Below are 22,303 nucleotides of genomic sequence, written 5' to 3' on the forward strand. Positions count from 1 at the left end.
CCTGTCGGGCGGTCCGGCCCGGCGGGCCGGTCGGAGGCGGGCGGGCCTGCCGGGCTCAGCCGACCGTGGCGACGAGGGCGCGGGCGGCCAGCCGGTAGCCCAGCGGGCCGAGCCCGACGATGACCCCGCTGGCCAGCGGGGCGAGCACCGAGTCGTGCCGGAAGCTCTCCCGGGCCCACACGTTGGACAGGTGGACCTCCATCCACGGCCGGGGGTAGTTGGCGAGGGCGTCGCGCAGGCTCCAGCCCGCGATCATCAACGCCCCCGGGTTCACGATCGCGCCCACCGTGTCGTAGTGCTCCTGCACCGTGCGCACCAGCGCGCCCTCGCAGTCGTGCTGCACGGCCACCACGTTCCAGCCCCGCGCGGCGACCTCCTCGCCGACCGCCCGCTCGATGTCCGCGAGGGTGTCGGTGCCGTAGATCTCCGGCTGGCGTCGACCGAGGATGCCCAGGTTCGGGCCGTTCAGCAGGAGCACGTCGGACACAGCTCACCTCGCGTGGGGCGACCCGGCGGGGCCGGCGACAGATTCCCCGCAGTCTTACTACGCCACCCGCCGACCACGGGCCGGGCACCGCCGCCCGACCGGCGAACTAAGGGGTGGGTAGGGGCCCGCTAGGGGAAGTGAGCAGGCTGCCGGGTCGGTTAGCGTCCACCGCGAGCCGATGACGTTGCCAGCTGGAGACCGCTGCGTCCAGCCGCCGCGGGACGGCCGGGGAACCGCTGGTCCTCCTGGATTGGGAAGTGGGAAGTCATGAGTGGTCAGCCGTCGACGGTGCCGGAGTTCCCCGAGTGGCCGCAGTTCGGTGACGAGGAACGAGCCGGCCTGATCCGCGCCCTCGAACAGGGCCAGTGGTGGCGGATGGGCGGGAGCGAGGTCGACACCTTCGAGGCGGAGTTCGGGGCGTACCACGGAACCCCGCACGCCCTCGCCGTCACCAACGGCACCCACGCCCTCGAGGTGGCCCTCGAGGTGCTCGGCGTCGGGCCCGGCACCGAGGTCATCGTCCCGGCGTTCACCTTCATCTCGTCGTCGCTCGCGGCGCAGCGCCTCGGCGCGGTCGCCGTGCCGGTCGACGTCGACCTCGACACCTACTGCGTCGACCCGGCCGCCGTCGCCGCCGCCGTCACCGACCGCACCAAGGTGATCATGCCGGTGCACATGGCCGGGCAGTTCGCCGACATGGACGCGCTCGACAAGATCGCCGCCGACGCCGGGGTGGCGCTGCTCCAGGACGCTGCGCACGCCCACGGCGCGCAGTGGCAGGGCCGCCGGGTCGGCGAGCTCGGCTCGGTCGCCGCGTTCAGCTTCCAGAACGGCAAGCTGATGACCGCCGGCGAGGGCGGCGCGGTGCTCTTCCCCGACGAGGAGACCCGCGAGCGCGCCTTCCTCGTGCACAGCTGCGGCCGGCCGCGCACCGACCGCGACTACCTGCACCGCACCACCGGCTCCAACTACCGGATGGGCGAGTTCACCGCCGCCGTGCTGCGCGCGCAACTCGCCCGCCTCGCCGGCCAGATCGACGTACGCGAGCAGCGCTGGCCGCTGCTGGCCGGGCTGCTCGCCGAGATCCCCGGCGTCGTCCCGCAGACCATCGACCCGCGCACCGACCGCAACCCGCACTACATGGCCATGTTCCGCATCCCGGGGATCACCCCGGAGCGCCGCCGTGCCGTGGTCGACGCGCTCATCGCCCGGGGCGTGCCCGCGTTCGTGGCGTTCCGGGCCATCTACCGGTGCGAGGGGTTCTGGAAGGCCGGCGCCCCCGACGAGACCGTCGAGCAGATCGCCGCCCGCTGCCCCAACGTCGAGCAGATCCACTCCGACTGCGTCTGGCTGCACCACCGCACCCTGCTCGGCACCGAACAGCAGATGCACGACATCGCCGCCGTGCTGGCCGACGTCCTCGCCGGATGACCACCCCGCCGCCGGCCGTCTCCGGCGTCGCCGTGCCGCCCGGCGGCCCCGTCCGGGTCGCCGTGGTCGGCCTCGGCTGGGCCGGGCGGGAGATCTGGCTGCCCCGGCTCGCCGCGCACCCGGCGTTCGAGGTGACGGCCCTGGTCGATCCCCAGCCAGCCGTCCGGGGCGCCGCCCGCGACACCCACGCGGTGCCCTTCGCGTACGCCGACGTCGACGACCTGCCCGTCGGCGCGGCGGACCTGGTGGTGGTGGCCGTGCCCAACCACCTGCACGCCGCCGTCGCCGCCCGGCTGCTGCGCCGGGGCGTACCCGTGTTCCTGGAGAAGCCCGTCTGCCTCAGCTCCGCCGAGGCGACGCTGCTGGCCGACGCGGAGCGCGCCGGCGGGGCGGTGCTGCTCGCCGGCAGCGCCGCCCGGTGGCGCGCCGACGTGCGGGCCCTCGCCGACGCCGCCGCCGGACTCGGCCCGATCCGGCACGTCGACGTGGCGTGGGTACGCGCCCGGGGCGTGCCCGACGCGGGTGGCTGGTTCACCCGCCGCGACCTCTCCGGCGGCGGCGCGCTCGTCGACCTCGGCTGGCACCTGCTCGACACGGTGCTGCCGCTGCTCGGCCCGGCCACCCGGATCACCCACGCCGTCGGCAGCGTCTCCGCCGACTTCGTCAACGACGTCGCCGCGCACGCCGTCTGGCGCGACCCCGCCGGTGCCGTCGGCGCCGCGGGCGCGCCGCGGGGCGACGGTCCGGTCGGCGGGTCGCGGGGCGACGGTCCGGTCGGCGTGTCGCGGGGCGACGGTTCGGTCGGCGGGTCGCGGGGCGACGGTTCGGTCGGCGGGTCGCGGGGCGACGGTCCGGTCGGCAGTTCGCGGGGCGACGTCGAGGACACCGCCCGGGGGTTCCTGCTCACCGCCGACGGGGCGTCCGTCGCCGTGCACGCCTGCTGGGCGTCGCACGAGGCGCTGGACCGCACCACCATCACCGTGCACGGCGTCGCCGGCACGGCCACCCTGCGCTGCACGTTCGGGTTCAGCCCGAACCGGGAGCCGACGCCGGTGCTCACCCGCACCCGCGACGGCCGGACCGTCGCGCTGCCGCTGTCCACCGAGCCGATCGGCGCCGAGTACGACCGCCAGCTCGACGCCCTGCCCGGCCTGCTCGCCGCACCGGCCAGCCGGGGCGCGGCCGTCGCCGAGGCACACCGCACCATCGACATCATCGAACGGATCTACCGCACCGCCCGGCCCACCGAGCCGGAGCGGGAGCACGCGCTGGCGGGCCAACGCGACCGGTGAGAACCACCGGCGACCTCACTCGCTCCGGGGAGCAGCCATGACCCATCCACCGTCCACCGTCGACGTCACCCTCCCGCCGCCGCCCGCCCGGGGCCCGATCCGCGCGGTCGTGTTCGACCTCGACGGCGTCGTGGTCGACAGCTCGGCCGTCATGCGCGAGGCGTTCAGCATCGCGTACGCCGAGGTGGTGGGGGACGGGCCCGCGCCGTTCGAGGAGTACAACCGGCACATGGGCCGGTACTTCCCGGACATCATGCGGCTGATGGGGCTGCCGCTGGAGATGGAGGAGCCGTTCGTCCGGGAGAGCTATCGGATGGCGCACCTGGTGCCGCTGTTCCCCGGCGTACGCGAGACTTTGGAGGAGCTGCACGGCCGGGGCGTTCGGATGGCCATCGCCACCGGCAAGAGCGGCCCCCGGGCCCGCTCGCTGCTCGACACGCTCGGCGTGCTCGGCCTCTTCGACCGGGTGCTCGGCTCCGACGAGGTGGCCCGGCCGAAGCCGGCCCCGGACATCGTCGTCGCCGCCCTCGGCCACCTCGACGTGCCGCCGGAGCAGGCCATGATGGTCGGCGACGCGGTGATCGACCTGCTCAGCGGCCGGGACGCCGGCGTCACCACGGTCGCCACCACCTGGCACGGCGGCGACGTCGCCGCCCTGCTCGCCGCCGGCCCGGACGTGGTCGCCCACGCGCCGACGGACCTGCTGGCGTACTGCCCGTCGGCCCTGGTCCCCTGACCTGCGCGTTCCGTCCGCCGGCCCGTCTCGCCCGCCGGCCCGTCTCGCCCGCCGGCCCGTCTCGGGCCGGGCGCGGCGGTGCGCCCCGCCATGTCGGCGACATCGCGGGGTCCGGGTCGGCTCGATACCGCCATGTCGCCGACGTGGCGCGGCGACCCCCGACCCCGGCCCCGACCCCGCCGGCCCGGGACCCCGCCGGCCCGGGACCCCGCCGGCGCGGCGGGCTGACCGGCCCGGTGGCCGGTCAGGGGAGCCGGTAGACGGACACGTGGCTGCGCGACTCGGCGGTGAACTCGCCGCCGACCCAGTCCGCGTGCCGCGACTCCAGCGCGAAGCCGGCCAACTGCGCCATCAGGTCGAGCTCCGCTGGCCAGACGTAGCGGTGCGGGGTGCGGAACAGGCGCGCCTCGGTGCCCTCGCCGAACCTGAAGTGGTGCGACACGACGCGCTGGCGCAGCACGTCATAGGTGTCCAGGCCGAGGTAGCCGGGCTCGCAGTGCCAGACCGTGGCCTGCCGGCCCGGCGGGAGCTGGCGCAGCTCCGGCACCCACAGTTCGATCACGAACCGGCCCCCCGGGTCGAGGTGGCGGGCCGCGTTGCGGAAACAGGCGACCTGCTCGGCCTGGGTGAGCAGGTTGGCGATCGTGTTGAAGACGAGGTAGACGAGGGAGTACGCCCCCGGCGCGACGGCGGTGGCCATGTCCCCCACGACCACGGGCAGCGTGGCCTCGTCCACCTTGGTCCGCAGCCTGTCGAGCATGGCGGTGGACAGCTCGATGCCGGCGATGGGCACCCCGCGTTCGGCGAGCGGCACGGCCACCCGGCCGGTGCCGACGGCGAACTCGAGCGCCGCCCCGTCGCCCGCGAGCGTGGCGAGCCGGTCGACGGTCGGCCCCAGCACCTCGGGGGCGAACATGCCGACCCCCGGCGTGTCGTAGTGCTCGGCGGCGTCGGCGTCCCAGATGTCCTCTTGTCGCATGAGCCGACGGTCGTCCCCGGGGCGCGCGCTGTCCACCGGATTACGGCTTGTTAGGAGGGGGCCCCTGTACAACAGAAAGCGTTAACAAGGTGCCCTTCCTTTCACCAAGGCGGCGTGGACGGCCTCCCGGGGGACGTCCGCGACCAGCTCCGGGCCCCCGGGGCCGTCGAGGACGAAGGAGAGCCCGCTGGTCGCCTTCTTGTCGCGCCGCATGAGCGCGACCAGCTCGTCGTGGTCCACCCCGGCGGGCAGCTCTGTGTCCAGGCCGTAGCCGGCGACCACCTCGTGGTGCTCGGCGACCCGGTCGGGGCCGATCCGGCCGAGGACGCCGGCGAGCCGGCCCGCGAAGACCGTGCCGACGCCGACGGCCTCGCCGTGGCGCAGCCGGAAGCCGGTGGCGACCTCCAGGGCGTGTCCCAGCGTGTGGCCGTAGTTGAGGATGTGCCGCAGCCCGCCGTCGCGCTCGTCGGCGGCGACGACCCGCGCCTTGAGCGCCACGCAGGCGGCGATCTGCTCGGCGACCGGCCGGCCGCGCAGGTCGCCCGCGCCGATGAAGTGGGCGCGGGCGATCTCCCCGTAGCCGTTGCGCCGTTCCCGCTCCGGCAGGGTCGTCAGGTGTTCGGTGTCGCAGAGCACCGCGCGGGGCTGCCAGTAGACGCCGACGAGGTTCTTGCCCTCCGGCAGGTTCACCGCCGTCTTCCCGCCGACGCTGGCGTCGACCTGGGCCAGCAGCGACGTCGGCAGGTGGATGACGGCGATCCCCCGGTGGTAGAGGCCGGCGGCCAGCCCCACCACGTCGGTGGTGGTGCCGCCGCCGCAGGAGACCACCGCGTCGGCGCGGGTCAGCCCGAACTCGGCGAACGCCCGGCACAGGTGCTCCACCGTGGCGAGGGTCTTGTCGTGCTCGCCGTCGCGGGCCGGCACCACCCGGTGCGGCACGCCCGGGTCGGGCGTCCATTCCGGCGGCCGGGCCGACACCACGACGACCCGCCGCGCGCCGATCCGCGCCACCTCCGCCGGCAGGCGGTGGCGCACGCCCGGCCCGATCAGCACCGGGTACGCGCGCTCGCCGAGCGCCACCTCGATCCGTGCGGGATGCTCCGTCGTCATGTGGCTGTCTTCTCCTCTGCACCGGTGGGGCGGCGGACCAGCGTCAGCCGCAGCGCCAGCGCGGCCAGCGCGTCGACGTCCGGGGCGATGCCCCACCGGTCGTGGCTGAGCTGGGCGTGGTGGGCCAACAGGAAGCCGCGCGGCGCGCCGGGGTGGTCCCGCCCGGCCACGTCGGCGACCCGGTCAAGGTAGCGCCGCCACGCGGCCCCGGCCGCCCCGCCCGGCGGCAGGTCGCCCGCCGTCAGGACGATCTTGTCCGCCCCGGCGGCGGCCTGCGCGGCCAGTTCCCGCCGGTGCGCCCCGGTGAGCGCCGTCGCACGGTCCTGCCAGTGCAGGAAGAGGAACGCCGGCCGGTCGGCCGCCGGCAGCAGCCCGGCCAGGTGCCGCAGGTGCGCGACGGCCAGCGGCAGCTCCGCGCCGGGCAGCCACGGCCCGTCCCCGGCGAGCAGGGCCAGCGCCAGGTCGCTGGCGGCCTGCGCGAGGGGCCCGCCCCGGGCGGCGTCGCGGACCACGTGCGGCTCGTCGACCAGGGAACACCCCTGGTCGTACGCGCGCAGCCCGGCCCGGACCGCGTCGAGCCCCGCCGCCGACGCGCGGAAGCCGAGGCGCAGCCGCTGCCCGGCGGCCGGGGCGACGGGGACGCCGGTGGGGCCGAGCCGGTCGTAGAACCAGCCGGACCCCGGGTCGGCGCGGCGGACGGCGGCGACCAGCCCGGCGACGACGGTGCCGACCAGCTCGGCCGCCCCGGCGTCCGGGCAGCCGCCGGCCGGCACGGGCAGGCGGGCGAACAACCACGAGCGTTCCAACGACGACACCTCGACTGACGGAAGGTGGGGCATGGGCACGACGGTCTGCGCGGGCCCGCCCATCATCGCCCCCGCCGCAGGTCGCGCCGGTCGATCGGCGGCCGGAACTGGGGACGGGTTAGGGGTGCGACAGGGGTAGGTCGCCGCCACGGCCCTCGGAAGACTTGTGCCGTTACGGCGAGCGAGGTCTACGCCGCGGATGGGGAGTCTCGCCGAGCGGACGGATGGTGACATGCTTCGGAGCGACCTGGTCCAGCCGTTGCCCGGTCTGCTGAGGGCGCACGCGGAGGATTTCGGGGACCGGGTCGCGTTCCGCGACGACCGCCGCGCGGTCCGGTACGCCGAGCTGGCGGCGCGTACCGCCCGGCTAGCCGGGCACCTGGCGGCGGCGGGGGTGGGCCGGGGCGAGCGGGTCGCGTTCTGCCTGGGCAACCGGGTGGAGACGGTCGAGACCTGGCTGGCGGTCACCCGGGCCGCCGCGGTCGGCGTGCCGCTGAACCCGCGCTGCACCGACGCGGAGCTGGCGCACCTGCTGGACGACTCCGGCGCGGTGCTGGTCGTCACCGACCCGGAACACCTCGACCAGCTGCTGCGGCTGCGCGCCGACCGCCCCGCCCTGCGCCTCTGGGTCACCGGCGACGGCGTGCCTGGTGACGGCATTGCCGGCGACGGCGTGCCCGGTGACGGCGTGGCCGCCTGGGGCGAGCTGGTCGACACCGACCCGGGCGTGCCGGCCCGGGACGACCTGGGCCTCGACGAGGTCGCCTGGATGCTCTACACCTCGGGCACGACGGGCCGGCCCAAGGGCGTGCTCTCCACGCAGCGCACCTGCCTGTGGTCGGTCGCGTCCTGCTACGTGCCGATCCCCGGCCTCACCGGCGACGACCGCGTCGTGTGGCCGCTGCCGCTGTTCCACAGCCTGTCCCACATCGGCTGCGTGCTCAGCGTCACCGCGGTCGGCGCGAGCGCCCGGCTCGTCGACGGCTTCTCCGCCGACGACGTGCTGGCCGCCGTCGCCGAGGACTCCGCGACGGTGCTGGCCGGGGTGCCCGCCATGTACCACCACCTGGTCACCGCCGCCCGCAGTACCGGCTTCCGCGCCCCCGACCTGCGGGTGTGCCTGGTCGGCGGGGCGATCACCACGGGGGCGCTGCGTCGGGCGTTCGAGGAGGTCTTCGACGCGCCGCTGCTCGACGCGTACGGCAGCACCGAGACCTGCGGGTCGATCGCGATCACCCGGCCGGACCGGCCCCGGGTCGAGGGCTCCTGCGGGCAGCCCGTGCCCGGCGTCGAGGTGCGTCTGGTCAGCCCGCAGACCGGGGTGGACGTCCCGGTCGGCGGCGAGGGCGAGGTGTGGGTACGCGGCCCGAGCGTGATGCTCGGCTACCACGGCCTGCCGGAGGTGACCGCCGCCGCGCTGCGCGACGGCTGGTACCGCACCGGGGACCTGGCCCGCCGCGACGCCGACGGCAACCTCTTCGTCACCGGCCGGCATCAGGAGCTGATCATCCGGGGCGGGGAGAAGATCCACCCGGCCGAGGTGGAGGACGCGCTGCGGTCGGTGCCCGGCGTCGCCGACGTGGCGGTCACCGGCCGGCCGCACGAGGTGCTCGGCGAGGTGCCGGTGGCGTTCGTCGTCCCCGGCCCCGACGGGTTCGACCCCGCCGCCGCGTACGCGGCCTGCCGGGAGCGGCTGTCCTACTACAAGGTCCCCGACGCGCTGTACGAGATCGACCAGGTGCCCCGCACCGCGTCCGGCAAGGTCACCCGCCGGCTGCTGGCCCGGCCGGCCCGGCTGCGCGCCGTCAACGGGGGACACCACGAGGCGCTGAGCCGGATCACCTGGCAACCGCTGGACCTGGCCGCCGCCGCAGCGGAGACCAGCGCCGACCCCGCCGCCGCCGACTCCGCCCATGGGCCGCGCCGCTGGGCGGTCGTCGGGCCGGGCGGCGCGGCCCTCGTCGAGGCGCTGGCCGTGGCCTCGGCGGGCGACGTGTTCCGGGCGTACCCCGATCTCGCCGCCCTCGACGACGACCCGGACGCGCCCGACGTGGCGCTGCTGCCGGCCGGCGTCGCCGACCCGCCGGACCTCGCCGGGCGGCTGGGCGACCTGCTCGCCGACGCCCGGTACGCCGGCACCCGGCTGGCGCTGCTGACCACCGGCGCCGTCGACGCGTCCACTCCCGACCGGCCCGACGACCCCGACCTGGTGCCGGCGGCCGTGGCGGCGTGGGCGTGGGGGCGCTGCCTGGGTGCCGCGTACCCGGACCGGGTCGTGCTTGTCGACCGGGACGCCGACGACCTGTCGCTGGCCCTGGTGCCGGCGGCCGTGGCCGCCGGTGTCGCGCAGGTCGCGCTGCGCGCCGGCACGGCCCGGCACCCGGCTCTCGGCCCGGCCCCCGCCCGCGCGCCCCGCCTGCCGGCGACGGTGGCCGACCCGGCCGCCCCGGCGGTGGTGACCGGGGTCGACGGGCCGACCGGTGCGGCGCTGGCCCGGCACCTGGTCGCCGCGCACGGCGCCCGCCGGCTGCGGCTGGCGCCCGCCGGCCCGCCCGGCGACGCCGCCCTGCGGCGACTCGTCGCGGACCTGACCGCCGCGGGCGCGACGGTGACCCCGCTGGACGCCGACGCCGACGCCGGTTCCGCGCCCGCCGACACCGCTTTCGCCGCGCCCGCCGACACCCACGCCGGGTCCGGGCCCACCGACGCCGCGCCCGCCGACGGGCCGGTCGGTGCGGTCCTGCTCTGCCCCTCCGCCGCCGACCTCGCCGACGACGCCGCCGTCGCCGCGCTGCTGGCCTCCGCCGAGGCGCTCGACGCCCGGACCCGGCACGCCGCCGCCACGGCGTTCACCGTCGCCGTCCCGGCGGCCCTGCTGCTCGGCGCGCCCGGTCGGGAGCGGGCGGCGGCGGCCGTCGCGGCCCTGCACGCCCTCGTCGCCCGCCGCCGCGCGGCGGGCCTGCCCGCCCGGCTGATCGGCACGACCGACCCGGCCCTGTCCGCGCCGCCGGCCGACCTGGCCGGATCCGCGCCGTCGGCCGACCTCGCCGGATCCGCGCAGCCTGCGGGTCCCGCCGCGTCGCCGCACGCGGGCGACGCCGCCGCCCCGGCGGGCGGGACCGCCGCCGACCTGGCCGCCTTCGACGTCGCCCACGACGGCGACGACCCCGTGCTGCTCGCCGTGCCGGCCGACGCGCCCCACCCGGCCTGGCGGCCCCCCGCCCGCGCGGCCGGCGAGGCCGGCGACGCGGCCGACGCCGCCGAGCTGCGCCGCCGGCTCGCCGGCCTGACCACCGCCGAGGGCGACCGGCTCCTGCTCGACCTGGTCCGCGCCGCCACCGCCGACGTCGCCGGCCTGCCCGGTCCGGCCGCCGTCCGCCCCGGTCGCGCGTTCAAGGAACTGGGCTTCACCTCCGTCGGCGCGGTCGCCCTGCGCGACCGGCTGGCCCGGGCCACCGGGGTACGGCTGTCCGCCACGGCCGCGTTCGACCACCCGAGCCCCGACGCCCTCGCCCGGCACGTCGCCGCCCGGCTGCGCGGCGGCCCGGGAGCCCCCGTCGCCCCGGCCGGGCCGGCCACCGCGCCCGACGCCGACGATCCCGTGGTCATCGTCGCGATGGCCTGCCGCCTGCCCGGCGGGGTGGGTTCCCCGCAGGAGCTGTGGGACCTGGTCGCCGAGGGCCGGGAGGGGCTCACCGGGTTCCCCACCGACCGGGGCTGGGACCTGGCGCACCTGTTCTCCGACGACCCCGATGCCCCCGGCACCTCGTACGTGCGCGTCGGCGGGTTCCTGCCCGACGCGGCGGACTTCGACGCCACCCTGTTCTCGATCAGCCCCCGCGAGGCGCTGGCCATGGACCCGCAGCAGCGGCTGCTGCTGGAGACCTCCTGGGAGCTGTTCGAGCGCGCCGGCATCGACCCCACCTCGCTGCGGGGCAGCGCCACCGGCGTCTTCACCGGCGTCATGCACCACGACTACGCCGCCAACCTGCGCCAGGCCCCGCCCGGCACCGAGGGCTACCTGGGCGTCGGCACCGCCGGCAGCGTCGTCTCCGGGCGGGTCGCGTACGCGCTGGGGCTGGAGGGGCCGGCGGTCACCGTGGACACCGCCTGCTCGTCGTCGCTGGTGGCGCTGCACCTGGCCGCCCAGGCGCTGCGCGCCGGGGACTGCGACCTCGCGGTCGCCGGCGGCGTGGCGGTGATGGGCACCCCGCAGGCGTTCGTCGAGTTCAGCCGGCAGCGCGGGCTCGCCCCCGACGGCCGGTGCAAGGCGTTCGCCGACGCCGCCGACGGCACGGGCTGGTCCGAGGGCGTCGCCGTGCTGCTGCTGGAGCGCCGCTCCGCCGCCCGCCGCAACGGCCACCCGGTGCTCGCCGTGCTGCGCGGCAGCGCCGTCAACTCCGACGGGGCATCCAACGGGCTGACCGCCCCCAACGGCCCCGCCCAGGAACGGGTCATCCGCCGCGCCCTCGCCAACGCCGGGCTCACCGGAGCCGACGTGGACGCCGTCGAGGCGCACGGCACCGGCACCCGGCTCGGCGACCCGATCGAGGCGCAGGCGCTGCTGGCCACGTACGGGGCGGGGCGCGGCGACGCCGAGCCGCTGCGGCTGGGCTCGCTGAAGTCGAACCTCGGCCACACCCAGGCCGCCGCCGGGGCCGCCGGGGTGATCAAGATGGTGCTCGCCATGCGGCACGGCACGCTGCCGGCGACCCTGCACGTGGACGCCCCGACGTCCGAGGTGGACTGGGCCGGCGGCGCGGTGGAGCTGCTCACCGAGGCGCGCCCGTGGCCGGCGGTGGACCGGCCGAGGCGGGCCGGCATCTCGTCGTTCGGCATCAGCGGCACCAACGCCCACGTGATCATCGAGGCGCCCCCCGCCGACGACGACGAGGAGACCGCCGCCGCCCCCGGGCCCCGCAGCGGCACCGGCGACGTCGACCCGGGCACCGCCGGCCGCCGGCCGCCGGTGCCGTGGCCGCTGTCCGCCGCCACCGGCGAGGCGCTGCGCGACCAGGCGGCCCGCCTGCTCGCCTGGCTCGACGGCCCCGGCGCGGACGCCGACCCCGCCGACGTCGGACACGCCCTGGCCACCACCCGCGCCGCCCTGGAACACCGGGCCGTGGTGCTGGCCGGCGACCCGGCGGCCGCCCGCGCCGGGCTGACCGCGCTGACCCGGGGCGAGGCGGAACCCGACCCGGCGGCCGTGCTGACCGGCCGCGTCGTCGACGGCCGGCTCGGCCTGCTCTTCGGCGGGCAGGGCGGCCAGCGCCCCCGGATGGGCCGCGGGCTGCGGGCCGCGTACCCGGTCTTCGCGGAGGCGTTCGACGCCGCCTGCGCCGAGCTGGACCGCTGCCTCGCCGGGCACGCCCCGCACCCCGTCGCCGACGTGGTCGCCGCCGCCGACGGCAGCGCACTCGCCGCCCGGCTCGACGACACCCTCTACACCCAGCCGGCCCTGTTCGCCTTCGAGGTGGCCCTCCACCGGCTGCTGGAGTCCTGGGGCGTCCGCCCCGACGCGCTGCTCGGCCACTCCGTCGGCGAGCTGGCCGCCGCGCACGTCGCCGGGGTGTTCTCCCTCGCCGACGCGGCGGCGCTGGTGGCCGCCCGCGCCCGGCTGATGCAGCAGCTCCCCGACGGCGGCGCGATGGTCGCCGTGGAGGCCGACGAGGCGGAGGTGGCCGCCCACCTCACCGACCGGGTGGGCCTCGCCGCCGTCAACGGGCCGCGCAGCGTCGTCCTCTCCGGCGACACCGACGCGGTGCTGGCCGCCGCCGCGACCCTGCGCGCCGCCGGCCGGCGCACCAGCCGGCTGCGGGTGTCGCACGCGTTCCACTCGCCGCGCATGGAGCCGATGCTCGACGCGTTCCGCGCCGTGGCCGCCGGCCTCACCTACCGCACCCCGCACCTGCCCGTGGTGTCCAACCTGACCGGTCGGCCGGTCGACCCGGCCCGGCTCTGCTCGCCGGAGCACTGGGTGGACCACGTGCGCGGCACCGTCCGCTTCCTCGACGGGATGCGCGCCCTGCGCGGGCTGGGGGTCACCACGTTCCTGGAGGTCGGCCCCGGCGGGGTGCTCACCGCGATGGCCCAGGACTGCCTCGCCGACGACACCGCCGACGAGCTGGCCTTCGTGCCCGCCGTGCGGACCGTCGACGGCGAACCGGACGCGCTGGTCGCCGCCGTCGCCCGGCTGCACGTGCGCGGCGTCGCCGTGGACCCCGCCGCCGTCGCCGGCCCCGGGCCGCGCCGCCGGGTCGACCTGCCCACCTACGCGTTCCAGCGCCGGCACTACTGGCTGCCGTACTCGGCGGTGGCCGGCGGGCCGGCCGACGTGGGGCTGGCTGACGCCGGGCACCCGCTGCTCGGCGCGGTGCTGCCCGTCGCCGGCACCGGGCAGGTCGTCTGCACCGGGCGGGTCGCCGTCGCCACCCACCCGTGGCTGGTCGCGCCCGACGCCGACGGGCCGGCGCTGCTGCCCGCCACCGCCCTGCTGGACGTGTTCGCCCATCTCGGCATGCTGCTCGACCTGCCCACCGTGGAGCGGCTGCGCGTCCCCGCGCCGGTGCCGCTGCCCGCCGGCCTCTCCGTCGACGTGCAGGTCACCGTCGACGCGCCCGACGAGCACCCGCGCCGGGTGGCCCGCTGCCACGTGCGCGCCGCCGACGGCCAGCCGTGGCGGGAGGTCGCCGAGGCCGTCCTCGCCCCCGCCGACCACCAGCCCGCAGCCGCCGCGCCGGCGGTGTGGCCGCCCACCGGGGCCCGGCCCGTCGACCTGGACACCCCGCAGCGGCGGGCGCTCGCCGGCGCGCTGGCCCGGGCCGCGTGGGTCGCGGGGGACCGGCTCTGCGTCGACGTACGCCTGCCGGAGGACGCCCGGGACGCCGACGCCGAGCGGTACGCGGTGCACCCGCTGGTGCTGGACGCGGCCCTGCGCCTGCTCCCGCTCGCCGGTTTCGCCCCCGCTGCCGGGGCCGTGGCCCGGCCGACGGCGACCGACTGGGCGGGGGTGCGGGTGCACGCCACCGGCGCGCACGCCCTGCGGGTCGTGCTCGCCCCCGCCGGGGCGGACGCGGTCACCCTGTCCGCCGTCGACGACGCCGGCGCACCCGTGCTCGACGCGGAGCGGGTGGTGCTGCGCGCCGTGGCCGCCCCGGCCCCCGACGGCCCGGCCCCCGCCGCCGCGCCCGCCGGCCTGTACGCCGTGGACTGGCTGCCCGCCGCCGCCCCGGCGACCCCGGTGCCGGCCTGGGCGCTCGCCGACGGCGCGCCGCCGGCCGGCCCGCTGCCGCCGGTGCTGGTGCTGCGGGTCGGCGACGGCGACCCGGCCGCCCCGGTGCCCGACCGGGCGCACGCCGCCGGCCTGGACACCCTCGGCGTGCTCCAGCGCTGGCTGGCCGACCCCCGCGCCGAGGGCACCCGGCTCGCCGTCGTCGTCCGCGACGGCGACCCCGCGCACGCGACCGTCGCCGGGCTGGTCCGCGTCGCCCAGGCCGAGCACCCCGACCGGTTCCTGCTGCTGCGCCTCGACGCGGCCGACGACGCGGGGATCCGCACGGCCCTGGCCGTCGGCCCCGACGAGCCGGAGGTCGCCGTCCGCGACGGCCGGGCCCTGCTGCCCCGGCTGCGCCCCGTCGAGCCCCCGACCGCCGGCCCGCCGCCCCCGGCCCCGACCGGCGGCGCGCCCGCGCCCGCGCCCGCCGCCGCACCGGCACCGACCGCCTCCGACCCGCTGCCGGCGGCCGGCTTGACCGCTCCCGGTTCGCTGCCGGCGGGCCCGCCCGCCGCCGGGCCGCTGCCCGCGCTGGCCGGCGGGACCGTCCTCGTCACCGGCGGCACCGGCGGGATCGGCCGGCACGTCGCCACCCACCTCGCCACCGTCCACGGCGTCGCCGAGCTGGTGCTGGTCAGCCGGACCGGCCGGCCCGCCGACTGGATGGACGCGCTCACCGCCGCCGGGACGACCGTGCGGGTCGTCGCCGCCGACGTCGCCGACCGGGCCGCCCTCGCCGCGGTGCTCGCCCCGCTCGCCGGCCGGCTCACCGCCGTCGTGCACGCCGCCGGGGCCACCGACGACGCCCTGATCACCGGCCTCGACGCCGCCCGCTGGGAGCGGGCCCTGCGGTCCAAGGTGCACGGCGCGTGGCACCTGCACGAGCTGACCGCCGGCCTCGACCTGGCCGCGTTCGTGCTGTTCTCCTCCGCGTCGGCCGTGTTCGGCAGCCCCGGGCAGGGCAACTACGCCGCCGGCAACGCGTTCCTCGACGCCCTCGCCGCGCACCGTCGCGCCCACGGCCTGCCCGCCACCGCCCTCGCCTGGGGCCTGTGGGCCACGCCGGAGGGGATGGCCGGCGCGCTCACCGCCGCCGACCTGGCCCGCCTCGCCCGGGGCGGCACCCGCCCCCTGGACACCGCCGCCGGCCTGGCCCTGTTCGACGCCGCCCTGCGCGCCGACCGGCCCGCGCTGGTGCCGATCGGCCTGGACCTGGCCGCCGTCCGCGCCGCCGGGGAGGTGCCCGCCCTGCTGCGCGCCCTGCTGCCCCCGCCGCCGCGCCGGGCCGTCAACGCCGACCCCGCGCCCGCGTCCGCCGCCGGGTTCGCCGACCGGCTCGCCGGCCGCACCGAACCCGAACGGGCCGCCGCGCTGCTCGACCTGGTGCGCGCCCGGTGCGCCACCGTCGTCGGACACACCGGCGGCGAGCAGATCGAGCCGCGCCGCCCGTTCAAGGACCTCGGCTTCGACTCGCTGATGGCCGTGGAGCTGAGCAACCGGCTCTCCGCCGCCACCGGCGTCCGGCTCGCCCCGCACGCCGTGTTCAACCACCCCACCCCGGAGCTGCTCGCCGCGCACCTGCACGCCCGGCTGCTCGGCACCACCGCCACCGAGGTCGCCGACGCCACCACCGTCGCCGCCGACGAACCCGTCGCCGTCGTCGCCATGGCCTGCCGGTTCCCCGGCGGCATCGGCTCACCCGAACAACTGTGGCGGCTGCTCGACGACGGCGGCGACGTCATCGGCGACCTGCCCACCGACCGGGGCTGGCCCGACCTGTACGACCCGGTCCCCGGCACCCCCGGCCGCACCTACGTGCGCTCCGGCGGGTTCCTCGCCGGCATCGCCGACTTCGACGCCGCGTTCTTCGGCATCAGCCCCCGCGAGGCCCTGGCCATGGACCCGCAGCACCGGCTGCTGCTGGAGACCTCCTGGGAGGCCCTGGAACGCGCCGGCATCGACCCCGGGACCCTGCGCGGCAGCCGCACCGGCGTGTTCGCCGGCACCCACGGCCAGGACTACACCGACCAGATCGCCCCCGGCGTCGCCTCCGACGACGGGGAGACCACCGCCGACGAGGGGCACCTGCTCACCGGCACCGCCGCCAGCGTCCTGTCCGGGCGGGTCGCGTACGCCCTCGGGCTGGAGGGGCCCGCCGTCACCGTCGACACCGCCTGCTCGGCGTCGCTGGTCGCGCTGCACCTGGCCGCGCAGGCGCTGCGCGCCGGCGACTGCGACCTGGCCCTCGCCGGCGGCGTGTCGGTGCTGTCCAGCCCCGCCGGGCTCACCGGGTTCAGCCGCCAGCGCGGCCTCGCCGCCGACGGCCGGTGCAAGGCGTTCGCCGAGGACGCCGACGGGTTCGGCATGTCCGAGGGCGTCGGCGTGCTCGTCGTCGAACGCCTCTCCGACGCCCGCCGCCGCGGCCACCCCGTGCTCGCGCTGATCCGGGGCACCGCCGTCAACTCCGACGGGGCGTCCAACGGGCTGACCGCCCCCAACGGGCCCGCCCAGGAGCGGGTCATCCGGGCCGCGCTGGCCGCCGCAGGCCTCACCCCCGCCGACGTGGACGCCGTCGAGGCGCACGGCACCGGCACCCCGCTGGGCGACCCGATCGAGGCCGAGGCGATCCTCGCCACCTACGGCCAGCGTCCCGCCGACGCCCCGCCGCTGCTGCTCGGCTCCGTCAAGTCCAACCTCGGGCACACCCAGGCCGCCGCCGGCGTCGCCGGGGTGCTGAAGATGGTCCTCGCCATGCGGCACGGCGTCCTGCCCCGCACTCTGCACGCCCAGCGGCGCACCACCCGCGTCGACTGGGCCGCCGGCTCCGTGGAGCTGCTCACCGAGGCCCGCCCGTGGCCGCGCGCCGACCGGCCCGCCCGCGCCGGGATCTCCTCCTTCGGGATCAGCGGCACCAACGCCCACGTCGTCGTCGAGGCCGTCCCCGCCGACCCGGAACCCGCCGACCCGCCCGCCGAGCCCGAGCCCGTCGCCGGACCGCCCGCCGACCCCGCCGCCCTGCCGTGGCTGCTCTCCGCGCGCAGCGCCGACGCGCTGGCCGGGCAGGCCCGCCGGCTGCGCGACCACCTCGCCGACCACCCCGACCAGCCGCACCGCGACGTGGCCTGGTCGCTGGCGACCACCCGGGCCGCGTTCGACTCCCGGGCCGTGGTCGTCGCCGCCGAACCCGACCGGGTCGCCGCCGCCCTCGACGCGCTCGCCGCCGGCCGCCCCCACCCCGACCTGGTACGCGGCGACACCACCGCCGCCGGCAAGGTCGTGTTCGTCTTCCCCGGCCAGGGCTCCCAGTGGCCCGGCATGGGCCTCGACCTGCTCGACCAGGCACCCGTGTTCGCCGAGCGGATGGCCGCCTGCGACGCGGCCCTGCGCCCCCACCTGGGCTACTCGGTGCTCGACGTGCTGCGCCAGGCCCCCGGCGCGCCCAGCCTCGACCGGGTCGACGTGGTGCAGCCGGCCCTGTTCGCGACGATGGTGTCGCTGGCCGAGCTGTGGCGCTCCCACGGCGTGCGGCCCGCCGCCGTCGTCGGCCACTCGCAGGGCGAGATCGCCGCCGCCTGCGTCGCCGGGGTGCTCTCCCTGCCCGACGCGGCGCAGGTGGTGGCGCTGCGCAGCCGCGCGATCCGGGCCCTGGCCGGGCACGGGGCGATGGCGTCCGTGGCGCTGCCCGCCGACGTGGTCCGCGAGCGCATCGCCCGCCACGGCGACGCCGTCGCCGTCGCCGCCGTCAACGGGCCCGCCGCCGTCGTCGTCTCCGGCGCGGAGGCCGCCGTCGAGGAGGTGCTCGCCGAGCTGGCCGCCGACGGGGCCCGGGTGCGCCGCATCGCCGTCGACTACGCCTCCCACTCCGCCCAGGTGGAACGGATCCGCGCCGACCTGGCCGGGGCGCTGGCCGGCATCACCCCCGGCCCGGCCGCCGTGCCGCTGTTCTCCACCACCGACCTGCGCTGGCTCGACGGGCCGGAGATGGGCCCCGACTACTGGTACCGCAACCTGCGCCAGCCCGTCGAGCTGCACCGGGCCGTGGTGGAGCTGGCCGCGCTCGGCCACGACACGTACGTCGAGTGCAGCCCGCACCCGGTGCTCACCGTCGGCATCGCCGAGACCCTCGCCGAGCACGACGCCCCGCACGTCGTCGTCGGCTCCGTGCAGCGCGACCAGGGCGACCGGGCCCGGTTCCTGCTCTCCGCCGCCCAGCTGCACGTACGCGGCGTCGCCGTCGACTGGCGGCCCGCCCTGGCCGGGGGCCGGCGCGTCGACCTGCCCACCTACGCGTTCGACCACCGCCGCTACTGGCCCCGGCCCGCCACCGGCCCCGGCGACGTCGGCGCGGCCGGCCTCGACGCCGCCGGGCACCCGCTGCTCGGCGCGTCCGTGGCGCTGGCCGAGGCGCGCGGGCACCTGTTCACCGGCCGGATCGCCGCCGGCGCGCCGGCGTGGCTGGCCGACCACCGGGTCGGCGAGACGGTGCTGGTGCCCGGCACCGGCCTGGTCGAGCTGTGCCTGCGGGCCGGCGACGAGGTCGGCTGCCCCGTCCTCGACGAGCTGGTCATCGAGGCCCCGCTCGCGCTCCCCGCCGCCGCGCCGGCCCCGGGAACCGGCCCGGCCGACGCCGCCGGCACCCCGGGCCCCGGGCACGCCGCCACCCAGGTGCAGCTCACCGTCGGCGCGCCCGACGACACCGGCCGCCGCCCCGTCGCCGTGCACTCCCGCCCCGCCGACGCCCCGCCCGGCACCCCGTGGACGCGGCACGCCAGCGCGACCCTCTCCGCCGCCCCGCCCACCCCGCCCACCGGCCTCACCGCCTGGCCGCCGCCGCACGCCCGCCCCGCCGACCTCACCGGCTTCTACGCCGGGCTCGCCGCCGACGGCTACGCGTACGGGCCGGCGTTCCAGGGGCTGCGCGCCGTGTGGACCGGCGACGACGAGGTGTACGCCGAGGTGGAGCTGCCCGCCGGGCAACGTGCCGACGCCGACCGGTACCACCTGCACCCGGCCCTGCTCGACGCCGCCCTGCACGCCGCGCACTTCGGCGGCATCGGCGACGCCGGCCCCGACCGGCTGCTGCTGCCGTTCGCCTGGAACGGCGTCGCCCTGCACGCCGCCGGGGCGTCCGCGCTGCGGGTCCGGCTCACCCGGGTCGCCCCGCACGCGATCGCGCTGACCGTCGCCGACGTCACCGGCGCGCCCGTGGCCGAGGTGGCGTCGCTGGCGATGCGCCCCATCTCCCGCGCCGAACTCGGCACCCGCGACGCCGCCGTCGACGACGCGCTGTTCCGCCTCGCCTGGCAGCCCCTGGCCGCGCCGGAGACCCCCGCCCCGGCCCGCGTCGTCGCGCTCGGCCGGGCCGTCGGAGCGTTCCCGCACCACGCCGACCCGGCGGCGCTCGCCCGCGCCGTCGACGGCGGCGCGGCCCCGCCCGACGCCGTCCTCGCCCCGCTGGGCTGGGCCGACGCCCCCGCGACCGGCGCGTCCGACGCTTTCGCGGGGGAGCCCGACCGGGCGCGGGCCGTCGCCGCCGAGGCGCTCGCCCTCGTCCAGGCGTGGCTGGCCGAACCCCGCTGGGCGGCCACCCCGCTGGTGCTGCTCACCCGGGGCGCGGTCGGCGTGCACAGCCCCGCCGAGGTCGACGACCCCGACGCCGCCACCGCCTGGGGGCTCGTCCGCACCGCCCAGTCCGAACACCCCGACCGGTTCGTCCTGCTCGACGCCGACGCCCCGCCCACCGACGCCGAGCTGACCGCCGTCCTCGCCGCCGCGGAACCCCAGGTGGCGCTGCGCGCCGGCACCCCGTACGCCCCCCGGCTGGCCCGCCGCATCGAGGCCGCGACGCTCACCCCGCCGGCCGGCGCGACCGCCTGGCGGCTCGACACCACGGCGCGCGGCAGCCTGGAGAACCTCACCCTCGCGCCCACCGACGCCGCCGACGCACCCCTCGGCCCCCTCGACGTGCGGGTGCGGGTCCGCGCCGCCGGCCTCAACTTCCGCGACGTGCTCAACGCGCTCGGCCTCTACCCCGGCGACCCCGGGCCGCCCGGCGGCGAGGCCGCCGGCGTCGTCACCGAGGTCGGCGCGGACGTCACCGACCTGCGCCCCGGCGACCGCGTCCTCGGCGTCTTCGTCGGCTGCTTCGGCCCCGTCGCCGTCACCGACCGCCGGCTGCTCGCCCCGATGCCCGACGGCTGGACGTACGCCCAGGCCGCGTCCGTGCCGGTGGTGTTCCTCACCGCCTACCACGGGCTCGTCGACCTGGCCGGGCTGCGGGCCGGCGAGTCCGTGCTGGTGCACGCCGCCGCCGGTGGCGTCGGCATGGCGGCCGTGCAACTCGCCCGCCACCTCGGCGCGACCGTCTACGCCACCGCCAGCCCCGGCAAGTGGCCCGCCCTGCGCGCGATGGGCATCCCCGACAGCCACCTCGCGTCGTCGCGCACCCTCGACTTCGAACCGCACTTCCTCGCCACCAGCGGCGGGCGCGGCGTCGACGTCGTCCTTGACTCCCTCGCCCGGGAGTTCGTCGACGCCTCCCTGCGGCTGCTGCCCCGCGGCGGCCGGTTCGTCGAGATGGGCAAGACCGACCTGCGCGACCCCGGCCGCGTCGCCGCCGACCACCCCGGCGTCGCCTACCAGGCGTACGACCTGACCGCCGTCGACCCCGACCGGATCCAACGGATGCTCGTCGAGCTGATGGGCCTGTTCGCCGCCGGGGCGCTGACCCCGCTGCCGGTGCGCGCCTGGGACGTCCGGCAGGCCCCCGACGCGTTCCGCCACGTCCAGCAGGCCCGGCACGTCGGCAAGGTGGTGCTCACCGTGCCGGCCCCGTGGGACCCCGCCGGCACCGTCCTGCTCACCGGCGGCACCGGCCTGCTCGGCGGCCTCGTCGCCCGCCGCCTCGTCACCGGCCACGGCGTGCGGCACCTGCTGCTCGCCAGCCGGGGCGGCCCCGACGCGCCCGGCGTCGCCGAGCTGACCGCCGAGCTGACCGCCCTCGGCGCCACCGTCACCGTGGCCGCCGCCGACGTCGCCGACCGCGCCGCCGTGGCCCGGCTCGTCGCCGCCGTGCCCGCCGAGCGTCCGCTCACCGCCGTCGTGCACCTCGCCGGGGTCCTCGACGACGGCGTCGTCACCGCGCTCACCCCCGACCGCCTCGACACCGTCTTCGCGCCCAAGGTGGACGCCGCCCGGCACCTCGACGAGGCCACCCGCCACCTCGACCTCGCCGGGTTCGTGCTGTTCTCCTCCGGCGCCGGGGTGTTCGGCGTGCCCGGCCAGGGCAACTACGCCGCCGCCAACGCCTACCTCGACGCCCTCGCCACCCGGCGGCGCGGCGCGGGCCTGCCCGCCCAGTCGTACGCGTGGGGCCTGTGGGAACAGGCCAGCGCGATGACCGCGAAGCTGGACCGCGCCGACCCCCGGATCACCGCCCGCGACGGGCAGCTCGCCATCGGCACCGACCTGGGCATGGCGCTGTTCGACGCCGGGCTGGCCGCCCCCGAGGAACACCTCGTGCCGACCCGCGTCGACGTGACCGCCCTCGCCGGCCGGGCCACCGTGCCCGCGCTGATGCGCGGACTCGTCCGGCGCGTCCGCCCCCGCGCCCGCGCCGAGGCCGCCACCGGCGGCCGGGACCTCGCCGACCGGCTGCGCGCGCTCACCGCCGGCGAGCAGTCCGCCCTGCTGCTGGACCTGGTCCGCGCCGAGGCGGCCACCGTCCTCGGCCACGCCAGCCCCGACGCCGTCAAACCCGCCCAGGCGTTCAACGAGATCGGCTTCGACTCGCTGACCGCCGTCGAGCTGCGCAACCGGCTCACCGAGGCCACCGGGCACCGGCTGCCCGCCACCGCGATCTTCGACTACCCGGACCCGACCGCGCTGGCCGGCTTCCTGCGCGCCCAGCTCGTGCCCGACGCCGGCCAGGCCGCGCCGGCCATCCTCGCCGAGCTGGAGAACCTGGAACGGTCCCTCGCCGAGACGGTCGTCGAGGCGGAGCTGCACACCCAGGTCGCGGCCCGGCTGGAGGTGCTGGTCGCCAAGTGGCGCACCATGCGCGGCGCGTCCGCCACCGACCACGACCTGGACCTGGACCTCGACCAGGCCAGCGACGACGAGATCTTCAGCCTGATCGACACGGAACTCGGGCTGTGACGCCCGACCGACGCGCGGACCCGGGGGGACGG

At 78.2% G+C, this 22,303-nt stretch carries 8 protein-coding genes; 4 read left to right on the forward strand and 4 right to left on the reverse strand.

Annotated elements, in window-relative coordinates; translation table 11 throughout:
* Positions 1–55: 55 nt before the first annotated feature.
* Positions 56–487, reverse strand: coding sequence for a type II 3-dehydroquinate dehydratase (locus O7628_RS22985; RefSeq protein WP_043962699.1), 432 nt, complete (start codon positions 485–487; stop codon positions 56–58).
* A gap of 267 nt (positions 488–754) precedes the next feature.
* Here O7628_RS22985 and O7628_RS22990 point away from each other — a divergent pair, with 267 nt between their 5' ends.
* Genes O7628_RS22990 through O7628_RS23000 form a run of 3 tightly spaced genes read left to right on the forward strand, consistent with a single transcriptional unit; the run spans position 755 to position 3,946 of the window.
* Complete coding sequence (locus tag O7628_RS22990) at positions 755–1,918, forward strand: DegT/DnrJ/EryC1/StrS family aminotransferase (RefSeq protein ID WP_074478946.1); 1,164 nt, start codon at positions 755–757, stop codon at positions 1,916–1,918.
* Complete coding sequence (locus tag O7628_RS22995) at positions 1,915–3,210, forward strand: Gfo/Idh/MocA family oxidoreductase (protein ID WP_278133548.1); 1,296 nt, start codon at positions 1,915–1,917, stop codon at positions 3,208–3,210. Before O7628_RS22990 ends, O7628_RS22995 begins: the two co-directional genes overlap by 4 nt.
* A 37-nt stretch (positions 3,211–3,247) precedes the next feature.
* Positions 3,248–3,946, forward strand: coding sequence for an HAD-IA family hydrolase (locus O7628_RS23000; protein ID WP_278133550.1), 699 nt, complete (start codon positions 3,248–3,250; stop codon positions 3,944–3,946).
* A gap of 244 nt (positions 3,947–4,190) precedes the next feature.
* Here the strand turns inward: O7628_RS23000 and O7628_RS23005 are convergent, their stop codons facing one another.
* From O7628_RS23005 to O7628_RS23015, 3 genes are all read right to left on the reverse strand, one after another.
* On the reverse strand, positions 4,191–4,925 hold the full coding sequence (locus O7628_RS23005) for a class I SAM-dependent methyltransferase (protein WP_278133552.1): 735 nt from the start codon (positions 4,923–4,925) through the stop codon (positions 4,191–4,193).
* 81 nt (positions 4,926–5,006) lie between these two features.
* The gene (locus O7628_RS23010; RefSeq protein ID WP_278133555.1) at positions 5,007–6,035 is read right to left on the reverse strand and encodes a 3-dehydroquinate synthase family protein; all 1,029 of its coding nucleotides are present in this window, start codon (positions 6,033–6,035) and stop codon (positions 5,007–5,009) included.
* The gene (locus O7628_RS23015; protein ID WP_278133557.1) at positions 6,032–6,874 is read right to left on the reverse strand and encodes a hypothetical protein; all 843 of its coding nucleotides are present in this window, start codon (positions 6,872–6,874) and stop codon (positions 6,032–6,034) included. The genes O7628_RS23010 and O7628_RS23015 overlap by 4 nt, the downstream gene beginning before the upstream one ends.
* A 199-nt stretch (positions 6,875–7,073) precedes the next feature.
* Between O7628_RS23015 and O7628_RS23020 the strand changes: the two genes are divergently transcribed.
* A complete protein-coding gene (locus tag O7628_RS23020; RefSeq protein ID WP_278133558.1) occupies positions 7,074–22,271 on the forward strand; it encodes a type I polyketide synthase in 15,198 nt (5,065 codons plus the stop codon).
* Positions 22,272–22,303: the final 32 nt, after the last annotated feature.

Source organism: Micromonospora sp. WMMD956 (genome assembly GCF_029626125.1).
In the GTDB taxonomy this organism is placed as follows: Bacteria; Actinomycetota; Actinomycetes; order Mycobacteriales; family Micromonosporaceae; genus Micromonospora; species Micromonospora carbonacea.

Bases quoted from the DNA above. Each gene is read 5' to 3' on its own strand.
- O7628_RS23015 (WP_278133557.1), bottom strand. From the start codon at position 6,874: ATGCCCCACCTTCCGTCAGTCGAGGTGTCGTCGTTGGAACGCTCGTGG.
- O7628_RS23000 (WP_278133550.1), top strand. From the start codon at position 3,248: ATGACCCATCCACCGTCCACCGTCGACGTCACCCTCCCGCCGCCGCCC.
- O7628_RS22990 (WP_074478946.1), top strand. From the start codon at position 755: ATGAGTGGTCAGCCGTCGACGGTGCCGGAGTTCCCCGAGTGGCCGCAG.
- O7628_RS23010 (WP_278133555.1), bottom strand. From the start codon at position 6,035: ATGACGACGGAGCATCCCGCACGGATCGAGGTGGCGCTCGGCGAGCGC.
- O7628_RS22995 (WP_278133548.1), top strand. From the start codon at position 1,915: ATGACCACCCCGCCGCCGGCCGTCTCCGGCGTCGCCGTGCCGCCCGGC.
- O7628_RS23005 (WP_278133552.1), bottom strand. From the start codon at position 4,925: ATGCGACAAGAGGACATCTGGGACGCCGACGCCGCCGAGCACTACGAC.
- O7628_RS23020 (WP_278133558.1), top strand. From the start codon at position 7,074: ATGCTTCGGAGCGACCTGGTCCAGCCGTTGCCCGGTCTGCTGAGGGCG.